Origin of the sequence: Arthrobacter sp. Leaf69 (genome assembly GCF_001422645.1) — a bacterium.
In the GTDB taxonomy this organism is placed as follows: domain Bacteria; phylum Actinomycetota; class Actinomycetes; order Actinomycetales; family Micrococcaceae; genus Arthrobacter.
The window spans coordinates 380,759-398,243 of record NZ_LMLR01000013.1 but is presented as its reverse complement, the minus strand read 5'-3'; the positions used below and the strand labels follow the sequence as shown (position 1 = coordinate 398,243).

Genomic DNA, 17,485 nt, shown 5'->3' with positions numbered 1-17,485 from the left:
AATATCTCTTCTGGCTATGCACGATTGCATGAATCTCTTGGCGCAGGGCCTCCGATCCAATGCCCACTTTTAGGGACTTGGTCGCCTTCACGCCTTCAATACGGATTCCCTTGGCTGCAGCGGCTGTCCGAGAGCGCTGGTTGCGGACTACAGCTATCGGGCTCAGCACAATGAGTACTAATAGGCACACCCCAAGGAGTCCTAGGAGTGGTAAACCCCATTCGGGAACGAACCACTCTTGCCCCAAAAAGGCCTCCTTCGCGAGACCCTCATGCTACGCCCAGCGACGGATGTCGGGGACGTCATTATTTCGGGGTGAGTTTCCCGTGGCTGTCTTTACTGGTCCTGAAGCAGGCCGTCTCAGTGGTCCTGAAATAGGTTGACATGCCCACGTTGTCTTCTGCTTTGGTTTCGCCATCGCGAATAGGCGGAACCGCCCCGATTGCGGTTCATAAGTTAGGCCTTCACAAGCGCCGGCGTCTCATCGTTCGCGGTAGTGCCCGAACCGAGGTAGCGCTCGGTGCTGACTGGGCAGTGGCCAAGCCCGCCGCCCTGCCCCCGGCGGCGGAAGTTGATGACCTGGCCGGTTCTGCCGCACCCGCAGGTGCCGGTCTCGACGTCGCCCATGTCGTCGGTGAGGAGGAAACCGGGGTAGCTGGTGCTGAGGGCGTCCAGTACGGCGATGGTGCCGGTCTCCCCCGGGGCGATCTCCTTGGCGCTTTGGCCAGGGTCCCGGATGGAGATGTAGCACCATGGCGGAACGTGCTTGCGATGCAGGTGGCATTCGACAGCGAGCATGTTCGACTCGATCATCCCGTACATGTCGCGCACGTTCACCGTACGCACGCCGAGCAAGTCGTGGCACCGTTCCCGAAAACTCTCATTAGGGATGGCCTCGGCTGTGTGCCGCTTCCAGCCCCCGAGAGTGATGATCATGCTGAACGGGTCCAAGCGCACACTGATATTCTCCCGCTCAAGGAACTGGAGGAGCCGACCGATGAGGAACGGCGGACTGACGATGTGGCGTGTCATATGTCCCTCCCATCGGCGCAGGTGCTCCAGGGCCTCCCCGGCGTCGAAAGCCTGGTCGGCAACGAGATATGCGTGGTGGTCGAAGACGCTGTTTAGGATGTTTAAGTCCTTGAGCAGTCCCATCTCCGAGGCTTCCGGGTCCGACGGGTTCAAGAAAAGTCCCGCGCCCCCGGACAGGCTGAAGAACGCCCGGTAGGTGCCGAGCAGGGCGACCAGCGCCAGGGTCATTGTCTCGCTGTTGCGGGGGACGACGGAAGGGACACCGCGGGTTCCGCTGGAGCGGGTTTCGGTCTCGACGTCGGCCAGGGAGCAAGTAAGCAGCACCTTGGCGTCGGGACGCTTGAACATGCCGACCGGCAACAGTGGCAGGGATTGCAGGTCGTTGATGTCCTTGATCGTGGCGGGGTCGACTCCCAGAGCGTCACACTGGGCGCGGTAGAAGCCGTTTGCGGCCTGATGGTAGATCGCGGCGTCCCGCAGGACGTCGGTGACCGACCGGGCCCAGTCCTCAGGGGACTGGACGTAGGCCTTGGACACATTCCCCAGCATCTGCGGTAGGGAGAGCATTGCGTCACCCCTCGGTGAGTGCGAATCGATGAATGCGGTTTGCGCCGCAGGGTCAGCCGTACCGACGCAATTCGGAAAAGAAATCCTCGACCACCCGGAGCTGGCCACTGCCGGCAAGTTCGTCGTAGACGTACTTGCCGACTGCCAGGTCGAGCACGCCCAGTCCGAACGGCGAGAACACAATAGGGCGGTCGTCCGTCAGCGAGACCCTGCCTTCCATGACGTCGGCCAAGGTGCCGTCCACGAAGTCCCTGTTGCCGACCTTCTGCTCCGCGAGGTGGGCCGACGTCCCGGCTTTCAGGCAGTGGTCGACGTCGTCGAGGATGTTGGTGGACGCCAGCAGGATCTCAGGGGCCAGATCGCGCAGGGACACGTGCAGCACCAGCGGATTGTGCGCGAACCACTTCGTATCGTGCACGTGCGGCTGGCCGGCCACCGTGGCGAACACGACGAGGTCGCTGCTTCTGATCAGCTGCTCGGGGCCGTCGTGCACGGTCACCCGGGCACCTGTACCGCTGCGCTCGAGATAGCCCTTGAAGCCCTCCTCACTCTCACCTGAGAGGTCGAACACCCCGATCTCGTCGAAGGACCAGTCGGCGGCCTTCAGGAAGGTGTGGATGTAGCGGGCAATGAGGCCAACGCCCAAGAACCCTATGCGCCGGGGACGCCCGCGTCCCCGGCTGAGCCAGTCGGCAGCAGCGGCGGCAGATGCAGCGGTCCTGGAGGCGCTGATGATGGAGCCCTCCATGCAAGCCAAGGGGTACCCGGTTGCCTGGTCGTTGAGGATCAACACCGCAGAGGCGCGCGGAATTCCCGATGCCACATTGTCCGGGAAGCTGGAGACCCATTTGATGCCGTCAACCTCTACTTGTCCGCCGACCGAGGCCGGCAGGGCGATGATGCGCGAAGTAGGCCGGTCCGGGAACCGCAGGAAGTAAGACGGGGGGTTCACCGAATCTCCGGCTGCATGCACGCGGTAGGTCTGCTCGACCAGCTCGATGACCTCCTTTTCCCGTCCCTGGAGCACCTGCTGCACCTGGGCCCCTGAGATGACCGCGAAGGGCGGAACCGTCTTCGGCTCTGCGGCCGCTGCGGCAGGGGAACTGGCAAGCTCTGTCATCGTGCACCGTCCTGGTTGTGGTTGTCGAGATCGAAAATGTTGCGCGGCTCGGCCATGCCCACAAGAATCTCCCGAGGCCCCTCATAGGCCTCGCGGCTATGCGCCATGCGGATGTTGTCGACCAGCATGAGGTCCCCCGTCTCCCAGGGGGTGCGGAGGGTATGGGCCTCATAGACCTCGTTCAGGAGGGCAACGATTTCCTCACCGATCGGCTCTCCGTTGCCGAAGCGGGTGTTAAACGGCAGCCCATCAGGACCGTAGACGTCCACCAGGTATTCCCGCACCTCGGGTGCGGTCGTCCATTCGCTCAGGAACGCAACCTGGTTGAACCAACAACGTTGGCCGGTCGCCGGGTGCCGAACCACGGCAGGGCGCCGTTGCCGGGTGCGCAGCTCCCCATCGGGCTGCCACTCGAGCTCGATCACGTGCGCCCGGCAGTAGCTCTCGACATCCGCGCGGTCTGAGACCCCGAACGCCTCCTCATAGGAGGCACCGATGTCCCCGTTGTAGCTGCGGGCGAGCAGCCACCCCTGGCTTTCGAACCGACGGACGATGTCCGGCGGCAGGGCATCGAGCACGACACTGGCGTCAGCCACACCGGTCACCCCACCGACACTGGGTGCCTGAAGGCAGGCGAAGAGCATCAGGCCGGGGAACTCGAGCGCGTAGCTGAGCTCGTGGTGCATGCACATCGGCTGGTTCGCGGGCCATGCCAGGGATGAGTACACGCCGTCCAAGTAGGGCTGCCTGGCGGCGAAAGCCTCCCGGTCCGGCATGAGGCCGCCTGAAACCAGCCGTTGGAAGGTATCGGCCACTTCGGCTGGATCACGGAGGCCCAGACCGCGGACCAGGACGGCGCCGTGCTCATCCACCGCCGCACGCAGCGCCTCTCGGTTCTCTTCGGCCCACAGCACGGGGTCGTGGCCGTTCTCGACGATGAGCAGCGGCACCCGGCCGGCTTGGCGTTCCACGTCGAACTGGATCCTGGGTGTAGGAGACGACATCAGAGGTCCTTTCGTTTCATGGGTAGCGGGTGGGAGAGGCCAACCGGTCCTCCTGCCGGGGCAATGGAGTCGGGCTCCGCGACGGCTCCCGCCGTCCGCGGGTCCGGCGGAACGGCTGTGTCCGCGGGGGACGAGGCTTCGAGCAGGGTCGCCAGGTCTGCCAGGATGGGCGTCTGCATGATGTCCTTGATCGACACTGCGCGCTTGAGCAGTACCGCGAGCTTCACCGCGGACAGCGAGGTCCCGCCCAGTGCAAAGAACGAGTCCTGCGCGCCGATCCGGCCCATCGGCAGGCCGAGCACCGTCGCCCATGCTTCCGCAAGCCGCTGCTCGGCCGCCGAGAGGGCGTCCGTGGCAGTGCCGGCCTCGGGAATGACCTCGCGCGCCATGCGGGTCAAAGCCTTCCGGTCGATCTTCCCGTTGCCGGTCAGGGGCAGGCTCTCCTGCCACCTGTACGTCGAAGGAACCATGTAGCCCGGTACCCGGGCAGCCATCTCGCTGCGGATTTCGTCGACCTCGAGCGGCCCGTTGCCGGAGTAGAACGCCACCAGGAACTTGGACTGCCCGGCGCCCTCACCGACGACGACGGCGCCGTCGCGGACGGCGGGAACCCGCAGCAGCGCGTTTTCGATGTCGCCGATCTCGATGCGGAACCCGGAGATCTTGACTTGGTTGTCCCGCCGCCCCAGGTACTCCAGCTTGCCGTCCGGGGACCAACGGCCGTAGTCGCCGGCCCGATAGAGTCGCGCGCCGTCCACGTAGGGATCGGTGGAGTAGGCCTGCGCGGTGCGCTCCGGGTCGTTGATGTAGCCGCGGCCCACGCACACTCCGGAGAAGGCTATCTCGCCCGGTGCTCCAAGCGGCACAAGGCGCTGCCGCTCGTCGAGGATGTGGATCCGGACGTTCGGGATTGGCGGGCCAAGTGGCACGGAGCCGCCCGGGGGCACTGCACTCAACACTTCGTGGTTCGTGTCGTCAGAGGTTTCCGTCAGCCCGTAGGCGTTGACCAGCTTGACGTCCGGCATCACGTCGAACCAGCGGCGGACCAGCTCGCGCTTTAGAGCCTCCCCTGTGGCCGAGACGCAGCGGAGGTGCGGCAAGGCGCGAGGCCTGCCGCCCAGGTACGCCACCACGGCGTCCAGATACGACGGAACGACTTGGAAGACCGCCACCGCGCCCCGTTCCACCGTGTCGATGAACCGCTCGACGTCGAGGATCCGGTCCTGCCCGACGATGAGCGTGCGGCCGCCGACGAGCAGCGCCGAGACCAGTTGCCACAGCGAGATGTCGAAGCACTGGGGTGCGGTCTGGGCGACGACGTCCCCGGAGCGGATCCCCAGGTCCTCGATCTTGGCGTACAGGTGGTTCACCATGCCGTCGTGCTCGCACATCGCGCCTTTCGGCTCGCCAGTGGACCCGGAGGTGAAATAGACGTAAGCGAGCTGATCGGGACGAATCTCCATGCCGAGGTCGTCGGCGGGATGCCCCTCGGCCTCGATGTCCTCGAACAAGAGCTTCGTCACTGCAGGCATTCCTTCCAGTGCCTCATCGAGGGTGGTGGTGCTGCCGCCTTCGGTGAGCACCACCCGGGCCCCGGCCCGCGTGAGCGTTCTGGCGATTCGGTCGGCCGGGAAGTGCGGCTCGATCGGCAGATATGCGCCTCCGGCTTTGAGGATGCCGATCACAGCGGCCATCCACTCCAGATCCCGTTCGGCGACGACTGCCACGATGTCCTCCGCGCGCAGCCCGCGCGAGAGCAGACCACGGGCTATACGGTTGGCGCGGGCGTTTAGCTCCGCGTACGTCCACTCCCGCGCGTCCTGAACGGCCGCGATTCGTTCGGGACGCTGCCGGACACGCTCCTCGAACAGCTCGTGGAAGCGCCGCTGGGGCCGGGGCCGCTCGGGCCCGGCGAGCTGCTCAAGCTGGAAGCGCCGCTCCTCCTGGCCGACTAGGTCGGTGTCCAAGGGATCCGCCCCCGGGTCCGCTACCACGCCACGGAGCGCGGCGAGGTAGTAGCCGGCGATGCGGCGGGCGGCATCTGCGTCGAGAACATCCCCGCGGTACTTCAGGCGAAGCACCTCGCCGATGGCCGCGTGTCCGACCGAAATATCAAGCACGATGCCCTCCGGCAGCTCGAAATCGTCGTCCCGAAGACCGCCGAACACCACTTCGTAGCCCGGGGCGGCCGGCTCGTGACTAGCCTGCCCGGGGGTGGACTGCTCCGTACGGGCCCGGATTTGGCGGCCGTTCGCATCGGAGACGAGGGCTCGCCAGGACCGGTGCACCAGATCCAGGGTGCACTGCCAAGTCCCGAACGCGTCCTTGCAACCGGTCGTGACCTCTGTTTCGCCGGACAACGCATGGAGCACTCTCGAGTGTGCCGCCAGCCAGATCGAGCCGGGAGCCACCTGCAGGCTCTGGGCCAGCGTCCGCACGGCCTCGCACAGGTCCTGTGGCACAGCCACTTCGATCCGGCCCTGACCCGGCTGGCGCTCTTGCGTCCACCTGGGAATCGCCGTCAGCGCGGCACCCGCGGGCGCGGTTCGGTCTTTGCCCGGGCCCGACGAGCCGCCGGCGGTGCGGCAGGTCAACGCAGAGGTGGTGGTCATGATCAGGGCCTTTCCAGCGCGAGGGGGGACGTGGCGTCGGCTCGGGCCTCTTCGGCCGGGTTCCCGGCCCACAGGGATCCGCGGGTGAGCGTGGTCCCCTTCATGACGAAGGAGTCGGCGCCGACGACCGCGCCGTCTTCGACGGTCACGCCGTAGTGGACGAACGCGGAGACGCCGAGGGTGACATCGTCGCCAACAACGATGTGGTCCGACTTGAACATGCCGTCTTCCTGGGAATGGGATTGGAGGGTGGTGCCGGCGTTCAAGGTGCAACGGGAACCGACTGTGACCAAGGTCCGCTCGATAATGCCGCAGCCGTCGTCGAAGACCCGGCTTCCGATCCGTACGCCGAGCAAACGCCAGACCAGCGGCTTGAACGGCGTCCCGTTGAGGAGGCTTGCGTATCGGCTCTGCAGCGACATCTTCCAGTACCGCTCGTGCCGCCACATATAGGGGTTGTAGATGGAGCAGAGCTGGGGCTGAAGCGGTTTCAGTCCCCTGACGAGATTCTCGATGCCGATGGGGACCAACAAGCCAACCACGAGCATCAGGACAAAGGCCGCGCTGAGGGCAAGGAAACTGAACTGATCGGACAATTCGAGGGCGGCGAACATAATGATCGTGGCCAGTGAGATGTTGAGCCACCGCACCAGCATCAAGAGGGCCATCGTGCGCACGTTGTGCCTGTTCTTGGCTGCCAGGTTTCGACGGAAGTGCGCACGGTTTGAATACTCATCGGGGAGGGCGTCCCGGAGGACCGAGCGGGGGATCTCGAACGGCGGTGACCCGAGCAGACCTACGTCGTGGCGCAGCGGTCCGTCGAGGGGGACCATCACCTTGGTCGCGAGCAGGCAGTTGTCCCCGGTTCTGGCCCCGGCAGGGAAGAGCACGGCGTTGCCCAGGAAGTTGTGTGCGCCGATCGCCGCCCGGCTGACCTTGAACGACGTCGCCGAGAAATCGGTGTTCATAAACGACACCCCGTCGGCGATCATCGTGCCGCTGCCTATCGTCGAAAGGAACGGGCTGTCGTGTTTGAACCCCGTGCCCAGGTTCGCGCCGGTCTGCTGGACCTGCGGCTGCTTGTACCCGATGGCCCGCAAGTAGTGCACGACGTACGAGCTGTCGCCGAACAATCCCGTCAGCATGGGCTTGTTGGTCATTCTCAACACCGACCGCTCCGCCGCGTGCCGCAGGCCGAACAGCGGATACACCGTGTCCGGCTTGACGGCGAGTTGAACCACCCGCGGGACGGTGGTGACGATGAGCAACGATACGACCGTGCCACCGAAGACAGCAAGAGCGGCATAGGCAATGGCGTCGGCGTAGAAGACCCAGTCGGTGAACGCGAACGCCTGCGTCTCCAGGAGTGCCGCCACGTTGGGGTTCGCCATGACGACCAACACGACAACCTGGCCTAGCAGAATACGGCCAAAGCCAATCGTGCTGATCAGCTGGGAGGTGGCGAACCATCCCCGGCGCCAAGGCGAGTAGGGCCTGGCCTCGACTCCGCCATAATCCACCTCAGTGCGCCTGCCGGGCGACCCGTGCCACCGTTCGCCGGCGGGCACGGACTGGCCGGTGTACAGGGTGGACCGGTGGCCCAACTGCGACCCATCGCCCAATGCGGTGCCGATATCCAAAACGCTCCCCTCGCCGACGATTACGTCCCGGCCCAGCGTCAGCGCGCCGAGCTGGATGACGCCGCCGTGGGCGCGGTAGCCGTTCAAAACCGCGTCCTTGCGGATGACCGTCCCTTCCCCGATCGTGAGGAGGTCGGTGCAGACCGGCAGGCGGTTGGTCATGATCGTCACGTTGCGGCCCACCTTGGCGCCCATGGCCCGCAGGTAGAAGGTGGTCAGCGGAGACCCCCTCAGTAACACCAGCGGGGAAGTTCGCATCAGGGTCTTTACCAGCCAGAACCGGAAATAGGCCAAGCTCCACAGTCGGATTTCGCCGGGGCGGAAACGCCCAAGGATGATCCACTTTGCCGCCACGGGAAGGATGCACATCAGCACGAACACTGCCGCGGTATAGACGGTCGACCGGAGGTAGATCGCCCAGAATTCTGTCCCGGCGCCCGGCCCAGCTTCCGGGTACACCCACTGGTACCAACCGACCGTGAGCAGTCCGGCGATCACGCAGTAGCCGAGGTAGACGAGTACCTGCAGGGCGCCGCAGGTGACGTACTCCCAGGTCCGGGCGTCCATGGCCGCCGGAGCCTCCGGCACCGAAGCCACGGCCGGTGAGGACTCCTGCAAGCGGTCCTGCTGCGGGGGAACCTGCAGGGCCGCGGCGAGGGCAGAGACGCTCGGGTTACCGTAGACATCCTTCATCGAGACCGCCGGTAGGTCCGGCTGCTTACGCATGCGGGCGCAGAACTTCGCCATGACCAGCGAGTCCGCGCCCAGGTCCTGGAAGAAGTCGGCGTCCATCGGGACCTGCTGCCTGCCGAGTACGTCGGCGAGCACCTCGGCCAGCCGTTCCTGCACCTGAACCGTCGCCGATGCCTCCTCCGCCGGCGCCAGGGCCGCGGCCAGCGCGGAGATTGTCGGGTTCTGGTAGATGTCCTTGATGGACACGGCAGGCAGGTCCGGCTGCTTGCGCACGCGGGCGCAGAACTGCGCCATGGTTAGCGAATCCGCGCCCAGGTCCTGGAAGAAATCGGCCTCCACTGGCACATTCTCAATGTCCAGCACGCCGGAGAGCACCTCTGCCAACCGGTCCTGGACCAGGATCTGAACCGTCACCGACGCCACTTCCGCCGGTGCCAGAGCCGCGGCCAGCGCCGAGATCGTTGGATTCTGGTAGATGTCCTTGATCGACACCGCTGGCAAGTCCGGCTGCTTGCGCACGCGGGCGCAGAACTGTGCCATCAGCAACGAATCCGCGCCCAGGTCGTAGAAGAAGTTGGCGTCCACGGGGACGTCGTCCTTCTTTACCACCGACGCCAGAAGTTCCGCCAGCCGGCGCTCCAAGGCAACGGCCGTACCCGTGGCCGGAACGGCCGGAGAGCCGTTCCCGGCCGGAGCCGCGGTTGCATCAGGAATGGGGAGATCGATGGGAGATGTGGAACGCGGAGCGCCCTGCAAGTTATCGAGACGCATTTTCACTGCACGAAATTCCCTAAGGCCGCGGTTGCGGCGTAACCGGCCACCGCTTCACGTGACGGGTGCTGTGGCTCCGACACTGGGTCGGACCGTCGGCCCGGAGCCCCTGCCAAATCGTCGGGGGTTGCCAGCACTTCGGCGCCGAAATGATCGTGCACCCAGTCAGGGTTGTAGACAGTGTCCAGGTAGGGTCGGCCCATGTCCGGGGAAATGGCCACCGCCGTCAGGTCCTGGGCGTCGTGTTGGGTGAGCCAAGACGCGGCGCCGTGGACCACGGTCCCGGTGGAGCCACCGAGCGTGAAGCCGGCAGCGGCGAGGCGGTGGCAGGCGCGCACCGTGTCCAGTTCTTCGACCATCACCACGTCATCGATCAAGGCCTCGTCGAGCTGCGGCGGCCGCACACTCATGCCGAGTCCCGGGATCAGGCGGGGGGCGGGCTGGCCGCCGAACGAGACCGATCCTGCGGCATCGACCGCGACAATCCGGACATCCGGCCGGTGCTCACGGAAGTACCGCGCGCAACCCATCAAGGTCCCCGTTGTCCCTGCTCCCACGAACAGCACGTCCAGGTCGGGGAACTGATTGGAGATCTCGGGGGCAGTCCACCGGTAGTGCGCTCCCCAATTGCCGGGATTGGTGTACTGGTTGAGCCAGATGTACCGCTCGTCGGACGCACATAGGTCCCGCACGTGGTTGAGCCGGGCTCCGAGGAAGCCGTCGACGGGATCCGGTTCGGTGACCAGGTCCACCTGTGCCCCGAGCGACTCCATAAGTTGCTGGGTTGGCTGGTTACAGCGCGGATCGATCACACACACGAAGCGGTACCCCTTGCTGGCAGCGATCATGCTGAGCGCGACGCCGAGGTTGCCCGATGAGGACTCCACGAGGATGGAGCCAGGGCTGATCAACCCCTCCCGCTCGGCGCGCTCGACCATCTCCCGCGCGGGCTTGAGCTTGATGGAGCCAGCGAAATTGAACCCCTCAATCTTCAGAAAGAGGCGGCAGCCCAGCACCCCCTCCAGGTCGACGAACAGGCTCTGCTCGTTAAACAGGTGCGGATCCCTGATAATCGGCATGATCTCCCTCGTTCCCTTCCACGAGCGTGGTCAGGGATGGGGGAGGCTCCTGCCAGCTTGTGTGTGTGACGGGAGGCGGACATCTTCGTCCGGACCCTTCTACTTTTCAAGAAATGCCGCGCAGAGCGGCACAAGCGGAATACTGCGGCCGCCGCTATTTCCCCCAGCAGCAATACCCGGCTTCCCCACCGCGGATACTCCGAATTGCGGTTGAGGCTTCAAACCTCTGTTTCGACAGTAGCCAAGTTTCGTGGCCAACCGCAATGACTTCGAGCACCTGTATCCACCCCCCGAGTACCTGTATCCAAGCCCCCCGAGTACCTGCTTTCCCGCACTCGCGGCCCCGATGATAGCTAGCGTAGGCGCGCGCTCCTCGTCCTCAGATGGCGAACCTCCCAGTCTTCCGCCCGCCTTCTCAGTGAGCCCTACCAGCGCTAAACCGGGAGAAGCAGTAACGGTTACATCTTGCTAGATCCATAAGCGTCAGGAGCATCGTGAATTGCTTGTCCGCCAGTGGATCCCTTACCGCCCACCCTCGGGTCACAACGACTGCAGGAACGCCATGATGTCGCCAGCGAGGAGCGCGGGTTCTTCGTGGGGAGCGACCACGATAAGCCGTCCCTCGTCATTCCGGTACGGCCGGAAGGGTCCCCTGATCCCTTACCGCAGCCGGCCAAAGATATCTGAGGATGTCCTCGATTGTATGTCGGGTGCTTATCCGTCCGAGGCACTGGAGTGGGCTGATTTCGGCGAGCTGTTCTACTCATTTGGACGAGTTCTGCTGTGGGCCGCCATCCTCGGCTTCGCCAATGTGATGGGTCTCATGGTCGCTTCGGTTTGGCTAGGTCACCGGCGGCTGCAGCGCAAGAAACAGCAGGGAACAACAACGACGGGACAACGAGGACTGGGCCAAGCGCCGTCAGGGCGGTGTGTCGCCAAATACGACAGCTTCCCGCTCCGAGCACCCCCGGGGACCTCTAACCGTTCCGCACAGAAATTCCTCAGGCGATCCATACGGAGGACACAGTCGGCGAGCCCACCATTGTTCGAACCGGAGTAGCCGCGAACGCRACGGCGACCGCGACTTACCGGAGCGTCGGTGGCGAGCGGCGAKACCTTTAGCCGAAAGAGGACCGGCACTTATRCCGRCTAAAGATGTGAGGCTCAATGATCACTTTGCGCAAGCACCTACTCCCTCCAGTCCCCCAGACAGGCTGCTGTCGACGCAAGCCTGTACCTCTGAAACCGMGGCCTCCACGTCCGGCGGCGTGACCAGTAGATCCGCCGGTTCAAGCCCCGAACAGTGAGGTGCCCCCGATGTCCCCAAACGCGACCCACGCTTCTGGACCCGTGAACACGCTCCCTTAATCATGCTCGGCGTCGGACTCGTCCTGGTGATGATCGCCGCCGGGATAGTCCAACTGGATGTGAAATGACCAAATGCGACACGAGAGAGCTCCGGACGATGAAATGTTCCATCGCTGACAATTCACGAAGTACCTGCAAGAAAGGAACAATGGAAATGAATACTTCGAATCAGTGTCCCGTTGCTGGCTGCGGTGAGACAGGCGTGAAGTTATCGCCTCATCACGACCCGTTCGAACTAATTACCTTTGACACTGATTCCGTGGCAAGGGTTTCCTGGCGTCTGAACTCCCACAATGACCCCACATCAAAAGCAATCGCGTCCCTACTGGCACTGGAAGCGAGCGATGAATGCTCGTCACCCCTGGAGCAGTGAAACTGAGACAGACGCCCGGCGGAGAAGTGAGGGGAAAACCGAAATCCAAGGGTCCCGGTGTAGACCAAGCTGGACACATCGCCAGCCTTTAGTCGCCGGGATAATGCTTTTGCCGATGCCGGCCGCGCGGGCGGAGGGTTTGAGACCATTTCCTTGCTTGATCGAGGCCAGAAAGCGGATACCTGCTGGAGACGTCGAACTCAAATACATATCGAATCACCCTGAAATAGGTGTTGCTTCGATCGACAGAATCCCCCGGGGGCTAAACAGCACATCCAAGTCCATGACCGGGCCCCCATCGGATACGCCCTCGTATCCTCGAACGACCAAGACCTTACCGCCCGGAAGAATGCCCCTGGTTGCTCTTGGAGTGTCGTCGGAGAAGACGTTCACGGACCAGGGACTCGCCGGTGCAGACCGGGCACACCTCGGGCTCAAGGAAGCGCTAGCCGCTTGACCGTCAACAAGACGTATCAAGTTATGCGCTTACCTGCAACGTCGCCATGAACAGTCATGACATCAAGAAATGCAAACCAGCAAAGGCAGCACCGCTCCAGGTTCGAGGCGATGGTCGTCGTCTCCTCCTCCGTCGGCATGGCCGCCGCAATCCTTGCCAAACGCGCCGCTCGCCTCGATCAACGTCGACCACGTCCTGATCGACGACGGGAACCTGGCCTCCGCCGTGCGCCGCATTGTTCCCGGCGGCGTGGATGCCGCCCTCGAACTCGTCGGCACCCCGACCCTGCGAGACACGCTGCACGCCATCCGGGTCCACGGCATCGTCTGCTTCACCGGCATGCTCTCAAACCAGTGGACCATCCCCGACTTCTACCCCATCGACTACATTCCACGGGGCGTCCGACTCACCTCCTACACCGGCGGCGCCGCCGACCTCCCCGGCAGCGTGCTCCAGGAATTCCTGCAAGCCGTCAGCGACGGCACCGCAACCGTGCCCATCGGCAAGGTCTACGCCCTCGATGACATCGTCCAGGCCCACACCGACATGGAGGAAAACCGCGTCAGCGGAAAACTCGTCGTCACCACCTAAGACCCACCACTTGATCGCCACTGCCGAATCATTCGGACACCGCACTATCGCAAAATCACGGTGCGGTTGCCCATGACCAGGATCCTGCCCTCGCAGTGCCAGCGGACGGCGTTTCGAAGGGCAGCGCATTCAGCGTCCCGGCCAACCCGAACCAGGTCCTCGGCGGTGTACGTGTGGTCCACCTCGATGACCTGCTGGGAAATGATCGGGCCCTCATCCAGTTCGGCGTTGACGTAATGCGCCGTGGCGCCGACGGTCTTAACGCCTCGTTCATACGCCTGGTGATATGGTTTGGCGCCCTTGAAGCTGGGCAGGAACGAGTGGTGGATGTTGATGGTTTTGCCCGTCAGCTTGGCCGACAACTCATCGCTGAGGACCTGCATGTAGCGGGCCAGGACCACCAGTTCCACATCGAACTCGTCCACAAGTTCCAGCAGGCGTGCTTCCTGTACCGGCTTGGTTTCCTTGGTGACCGGCAGGTGGAAGAACGGGATGTTGTGCCACTTCACCAGTTCCTCGTGGTCCGTATGGTTGGAGACGACAGCCACGATTTCGACCGGAAGGTCGCCGGTGCGGGCTCGGAACAGCAGGTCGTTCAGGCAGTGTTCGAATTTGGACACCATCACCAATACCCGGCGCTTACGGCCGTGCGGCTCAAGCTGCCAGTTCATGGTCCACGTCTGGGCCAGCGGCGAGAAGTCCCGGCGCAGTTCCTCGGTGCTGAACGCCTCGGTCCCGGCGGCGAAGTGCACGCGCATGAAGAACTGCTGGGCCTGGCGGTCGCCGAAGTGCTTTGAGTCGATGATGTCGCAGTCGTGATCGAGCAGGTAGCCGGTGATCGCGTGGACGATTCCCGGGGACTCGGCACAGTTGACGGTCAGAATGTGTTCGGTTTCCATGGCTCAGATTCCCCGCTGAGCATTCTGCTCGGAAACGACATTTTGATCGGCTTCTACCCTCTCGCCGGCGAGGTCCTTCTGAAACTCCGCGTAGCGGGCCAGGTGGGACGGACGCTTGCGCAGGATGAACCAGGCGATGCCGAGGAGGATGAACCAGACCGGGGTGACCAGCAGGGCCAGCAGCGTGTCGGGTTGTGTGGTCAGCGCCCACAGTACGAAGGCAAAGAAGGCGAAGACGCTCCAGACCATCGGGATGCCACCGGGCATCTTGAACTTGGACGCGTCGTGGAGCTGAGGGCGGCGCTTTCGAAAGGCAATGTAGCTGGCCAGGATCATGGACCAGACGAAAACGAAGCAGACCGCGGCAACCGTGGTCACCATCTCGAAGGCCTTGCCGATGTCCTGCCCCGCGTACATCAGGATGACGCCGGACAGGAGCAGGACGCAGGAGAGGAACAGGGCGTTCTGCGGGACCTTGCGGCGGGACAGCCGACTGAAGACGCCGGGGGCATCGCCTTCCTGGGCCAGGCCGTAGACCATGCGTGAGGTGGAGTAGATGCCTGAGTTGGCCGAAGACATGGCCGAAGTGAGCACCACCAGGTTCACAATGGTGGCAGCAGCGCCGAGGCCCGCGAGGGAGAACATGGCGATGAAGGGGCTGTGCCCGGCACTGAACTGGGTCCAGGGGGTGACGGACATCAGGATGATGAGGGCGCCCACGTAGAAGAGCAGGACACGGATGGGGATGGAGTTGATGGCCTTGGGCAGGTTCTTCTCCGGATCCTTGGCCTCGGCAGCGGTGGTGCCAACCAGTTCAATGCCCACAAAAGCGAAGACGGCGATTTGGAAGCCGGCTACAAAGCCCATGAATTCGTTCGGGAAGAACCCGCCGTGGCTCCACAGGTTGGTGAAGGTGGCCGGGCCGGCGTCGGACTGGAACCCGCTGAAGATCATAAACAGGCCAACAATGATCAGCGCTGCAATGGCAATGATCTTGATCAGCGCAAACCAGAATTCGGTTTCCCCGAACGCCCTCACAGTAGCCAAATTCAAAAGCAGCAGGATGCCGATGGTCACCAGACCGGGGATCCACAGCGGCAGCCCGGGCCAGAGTTCCTCCGAGTAGGCGGCGATGGCGATGACGTCCGCGATGCCCGTGATCACCCAGCAGAACCAGTAGGTCCAGCCGGTGAAGAATCCGGCCCAAGGGCCGAGCAGGTCCGCGGCGAAGTCGCTGAAGGACTTGTAATTCAAGTTGGAGAGCAGGAGTTCGCCCATGGCCCGCATGACGAAGAACAGCATGAAGCCGATGATCATGTAGACGAAGATGACGGACGGGCCGGCGGCCGAGATGGTTTTGCCGGAGCCCATGAAGAGGCCGGTGCCGATGGCGCCGCCAATCGCGATCAGCTGGATGTGCCTGTTGCTAAGCTGCCGCTCCAGGTGGGGCGTGCCCACGGTGGTGATGGTTTTAGTGCTCACGTGCTGCTCCTCGAATCGATGCTGGCTGGAGTGCCGTTGGGGAAGACGCGGGGCCCGCTTCATTGGGGACCGCATCGAGGTTGTTGAAGCTGTAGAGGTGGATGCCTGCGATGCCGGGCTGTCCTTCTAGCCCGGCCATCAGGGTGCTGGGTGAGTATCGGTCCCGGCTGAGGAGCTTGCGCGCCAGCGGGCCCTTGCGGCTCAGGAACTTCAGGGAACTTCCGACACCGATCTGGGCGGCCAGGTTGACCAGCCTGGTCCGCTGTACGGGCCCCGCCACGCCTGCCCAGAGGGGCAGGTCCAGACCTTCACGGCGCATGAGCGCCGCATAGTCAAGGATTTTTGGGGCGGAGAAACACATCTGGGTGACGATGTGTGCGGCCAGGTGCTGCTTGGCCACGAGCGCGTCCACCAGGTCAAGGGCGGTCACCGACGGGTGGCCTTCCGGGTAGCCTGCCACGCCTGCGCGCATAAGGCCGCCGGTGTATTGGGCGATGTCTTCGAGCAGCGGCAGGGCCGAGTCGTACGGACCGGCGGCCTCCTTCCGGTCGCCGCCGATCACAAACACCTCACCGATCCCCGCCATGTCGCAGTCTCGGAGAATTCCGGTCAGCTGAGACCGGCTCTGCACACTGCGGGCAGCCAGGTGTGGGATGACGTTGTAGCCGAGCATGCTCAGCTCCACCGACGCGCGCATAGTCCCTTCGACGCTGTGGTGCGGCAGGCAGGTCATGGTCAGCGTGGTGGTCAGCGGAACCATGGACTGGACCTGCTCAACGATCCCGGCCGATGGGATAATTTCGATTCTTATAGGGAACATCTTTGGTCCTTTCTAGGTATCGGGATGGTCAGCTGGCGTGCGCCGCGAGCAGTGAGCTGGCTTCCTGGCGGGTGCTGCCGGAGCTTTCGATGTGGGCAAGCTGGGCCGGGATTTCCCAGCCCTTCTTGCGCATCGCGGTGGCCCAGAGCCGTCCGGCCCGGTAGGAGGAACGCACCAGCGGCCCGCTCATGACGCCGAGGAAACCGATCTCGTCGGCTTCCTGCTGGAGGTCCACGAACTCCTGCGGCTTGACCCAGCGGTCAACCGGCAGGTGCCGTTCGGACGGGCGCAGGTACTGGGTGATGGTGATCAGGTCGCAGCCTGCCTCGTGCAGGTCCCGGAGAGCTTCGGAGATTTCCTCGCGGGTCTCGCCCATGCCCAGGATGAGGTTGGACTTTGTGACCATGCCGAGCTTGCGGCCCTGCGTGATGACATCCAGCGACCGTAAGTCAGGGATCAGGAGTTCGACGCCGGTGCCCGGGTTGAGTTCGTGGATCTTGCGGACCGTTTCGGCGTAGAGCCAGACGCCCTCGTCCGCGAGGTCATCGCGGGCCACCCCGGTGACAGTGGCGTAGCGGAGCTGCATCGCCTGGACCGACCGGGCCACCTTGGTGGGTTCGAAAACGTCCACGGGGGAGGGCTTACCGGTGTCGATCTGGCAGAAGTCGCAGCGGCGGGTGCATTCGGAGCCGCCAATCAGGAAGGTGGCTTCCTTGTCTTCCCAGCACTCGAAGATATTGGGGCAACCGGCCTCTTCACACACAGTGTGGAGGCCCTCTTTCTTGACGAGGTTCTTGAGTTGGACGAACTCTGGACCCATCTGGACCTTGGCCTTGATCCAATCCGGCTTGCGTTCCACCGGGGTGGCCGCATTGCGCTGCTCGATACGCAGCATTTTCCGGCCTTCTGGTGCCAGTGACATATGTGTTTCCTTTGCATGTGCGCCGCTCGTGGCGGCATCAGGGTTCTAGGCGTGC

11 protein-coding genes are annotated in these 17,485 nt (G+C 63.9%); 1 reads left to right on the top strand and 10 read right to left on the bottom strand.

Annotation, left to right across the window (positions count from 1 at the left end):
- Positions 1-456: 456 nt before the first annotated feature.
- From ASE96_RS14690 to sbnA, 6 genes are read right to left on the bottom strand one after another with little or no spacing between them, the layout of a single operon-like run.
- On the bottom strand, positions 457-1,599 hold the full coding sequence (locus ASE96_RS14690) for a LuxE/PaaK family acyltransferase (RefSeq protein ID WP_056431920.1): 1,143 nt from the start codon (positions 1,597-1,599) through the stop codon (positions 457-459).
- A 52-nt stretch (positions 1,600-1,651) separates the two neighbouring features.
- Entirely contained in the window at positions 1,652-2,719 is a 1,068-nt protein-coding gene (gene sbnB, locus ASE96_RS14685; RefSeq protein WP_056431917.1) for a 2,3-diaminopropionate biosynthesis protein SbnB, read from the bottom strand.
- Complete coding sequence (locus tag ASE96_RS14680; protein WP_056431914.1) at positions 2,716-3,723, bottom strand: TauD/TfdA family dioxygenase; 1,008 nt, start codon at positions 3,721-3,723, stop codon at positions 2,716-2,718. The genes sbnB and ASE96_RS14680 overlap by 4 nt, the downstream gene beginning before the upstream one ends.
- Complete coding sequence (locus tag ASE96_RS14675) at positions 3,723-6,335, bottom strand: non-ribosomal peptide synthetase (protein ID WP_056431911.1); 2,613 nt, start codon at positions 6,333-6,335, stop codon at positions 3,723-3,725. Before ASE96_RS14675 ends, ASE96_RS14680 begins: the two co-directional genes overlap by 1 nt.
- A 2-nt stretch (positions 6,336-6,337) precedes the next feature.
- Complete coding sequence (locus tag ASE96_RS14670) at positions 6,338-9,439, bottom strand: Pls/PosA family non-ribosomal peptide synthetase (RefSeq protein WP_082492766.1); 3,102 nt, start codon at positions 9,437-9,439, stop codon at positions 6,338-6,340.
- 2 nt (positions 9,440-9,441) lie between these two features.
- A complete protein-coding gene (gene sbnA, locus ASE96_RS14665; protein WP_056431905.1) occupies positions 9,442-10,518 on the bottom strand; it encodes a 2,3-diaminopropionate biosynthesis protein SbnA in 1,077 nt (358 codons plus the stop codon).
- A 2,351-nt stretch (positions 10,519-12,869) separates the two neighbouring features.
- On the opposite strand from sbnA, the gene ASE96_RS14660 reads away from it, so the two are divergent.
- The gene (locus ASE96_RS14660) at positions 12,870-13,307 is read left to right on the top strand and encodes a zinc-binding dehydrogenase (RefSeq protein WP_056431902.1); all 438 of its coding nucleotides are present in this window, start codon (positions 12,870-12,872) and stop codon (positions 13,305-13,307) included.
- Positions 13,308-13,351: 44 nt separating this feature from the next.
- Here the strand turns inward: ASE96_RS14660 and purU are convergent, their stop codons facing one another.
- The 4 genes from purU to ASE96_RS14640 are packed head-to-tail and all read right to left on the bottom strand — an operon-like array spanning position 13,352 to position 17,430.
- Entirely contained in the window at positions 13,352-14,206 is an 855-nt protein-coding gene (gene purU, locus ASE96_RS14655) for a formyltetrahydrofolate deformylase (protein WP_056431898.1), read from the bottom strand.
- A 3-nt stretch (positions 14,207-14,209) separates the two neighbouring features.
- Complete coding sequence (gene cycA, locus ASE96_RS14650) at positions 14,210-15,688, bottom strand: D-serine/D-alanine/glycine transporter (protein WP_056431895.1); 1,479 nt, start codon at positions 15,686-15,688, stop codon at positions 14,210-14,212.
- Positions 15,678-16,508, bottom strand: a complete 831-nt coding sequence (locus tag ASE96_RS14645; RefSeq protein WP_082492764.1) for a methylenetetrahydrofolate reductase — start codon at positions 16,506-16,508, stop codon at positions 15,678-15,680. Before ASE96_RS14645 ends, cycA begins: the two co-directional genes overlap by 11 nt.
- A 28-nt stretch (positions 16,509-16,536) precedes the next feature.
- Positions 16,537-17,430, bottom strand: coding sequence for a lipoyl synthase (locus tag ASE96_RS14640; protein WP_056431892.1), 894 nt, complete (start codon positions 17,428-17,430; stop codon positions 16,537-16,539).
- Between the last annotated feature and the right edge of the window lie 55 nt (positions 17,431-17,485).

What these genes read in the sequence shown, in the direction of transcription:
- ASE96_RS14690 (WP_056431920.1), bottom strand. Translation starts at nt 1,599, where the DNA reads ATGCTCTCCCTACCGCAGATGCTGGGGAATGTGTCCAAGGCCTACGTC.
- sbnB (WP_056431917.1), bottom strand. Translation starts at nt 2,719, where the DNA reads ATGACAGAGCTTGCCAGTTCCCCTGCCGCAGCGGCCGCAGAGCCGAAG.
- ASE96_RS14680 (WP_056431914.1), bottom strand. Translation starts at nt 3,723, where the DNA reads ATGTCGTCTCCTACACCCAGGATCCAGTTCGACGTGGAACGCCAAGCC.
- ASE96_RS14675 (WP_056431911.1), bottom strand. Translation starts at nt 6,335, where the DNA reads ATGACCACCACCTCTGCGTTGACCTGCCGCACCGCCGGCGGCTCGTCG.
- ASE96_RS14670 (WP_082492766.1), bottom strand. Translation starts at nt 9,439, where the DNA reads ATGCGTCTCGATAACTTGCAGGGCGCTCCGCGTTCCACATCTCCCATC.
- sbnA (WP_056431905.1), bottom strand. Translation starts at nt 10,518, where the DNA reads ATGCCGATTATCAGGGATCCGCACCTGTTTAACGAGCAGAGCCTGTTC.
- purU (WP_056431898.1), bottom strand. Translation starts at nt 14,206, where the DNA reads ATGGAAACCGAACACATTCTGACCGTCAACTGTGCCGAGTCCCCGGGA.
- ASE96_RS14645 (WP_082492764.1), bottom strand. Translation starts at nt 16,508, where the DNA reads ATGTTCCCTATAAGAATCGAAATTATCCCATCGGCCGGGATCGTTGAG.
- ASE96_RS14640 (WP_056431892.1), bottom strand. Translation starts at nt 17,430, where the DNA reads ATGTCACTGGCACCAGAAGGCCGGAAAATGCTGCGTATCGAGCAGCGC.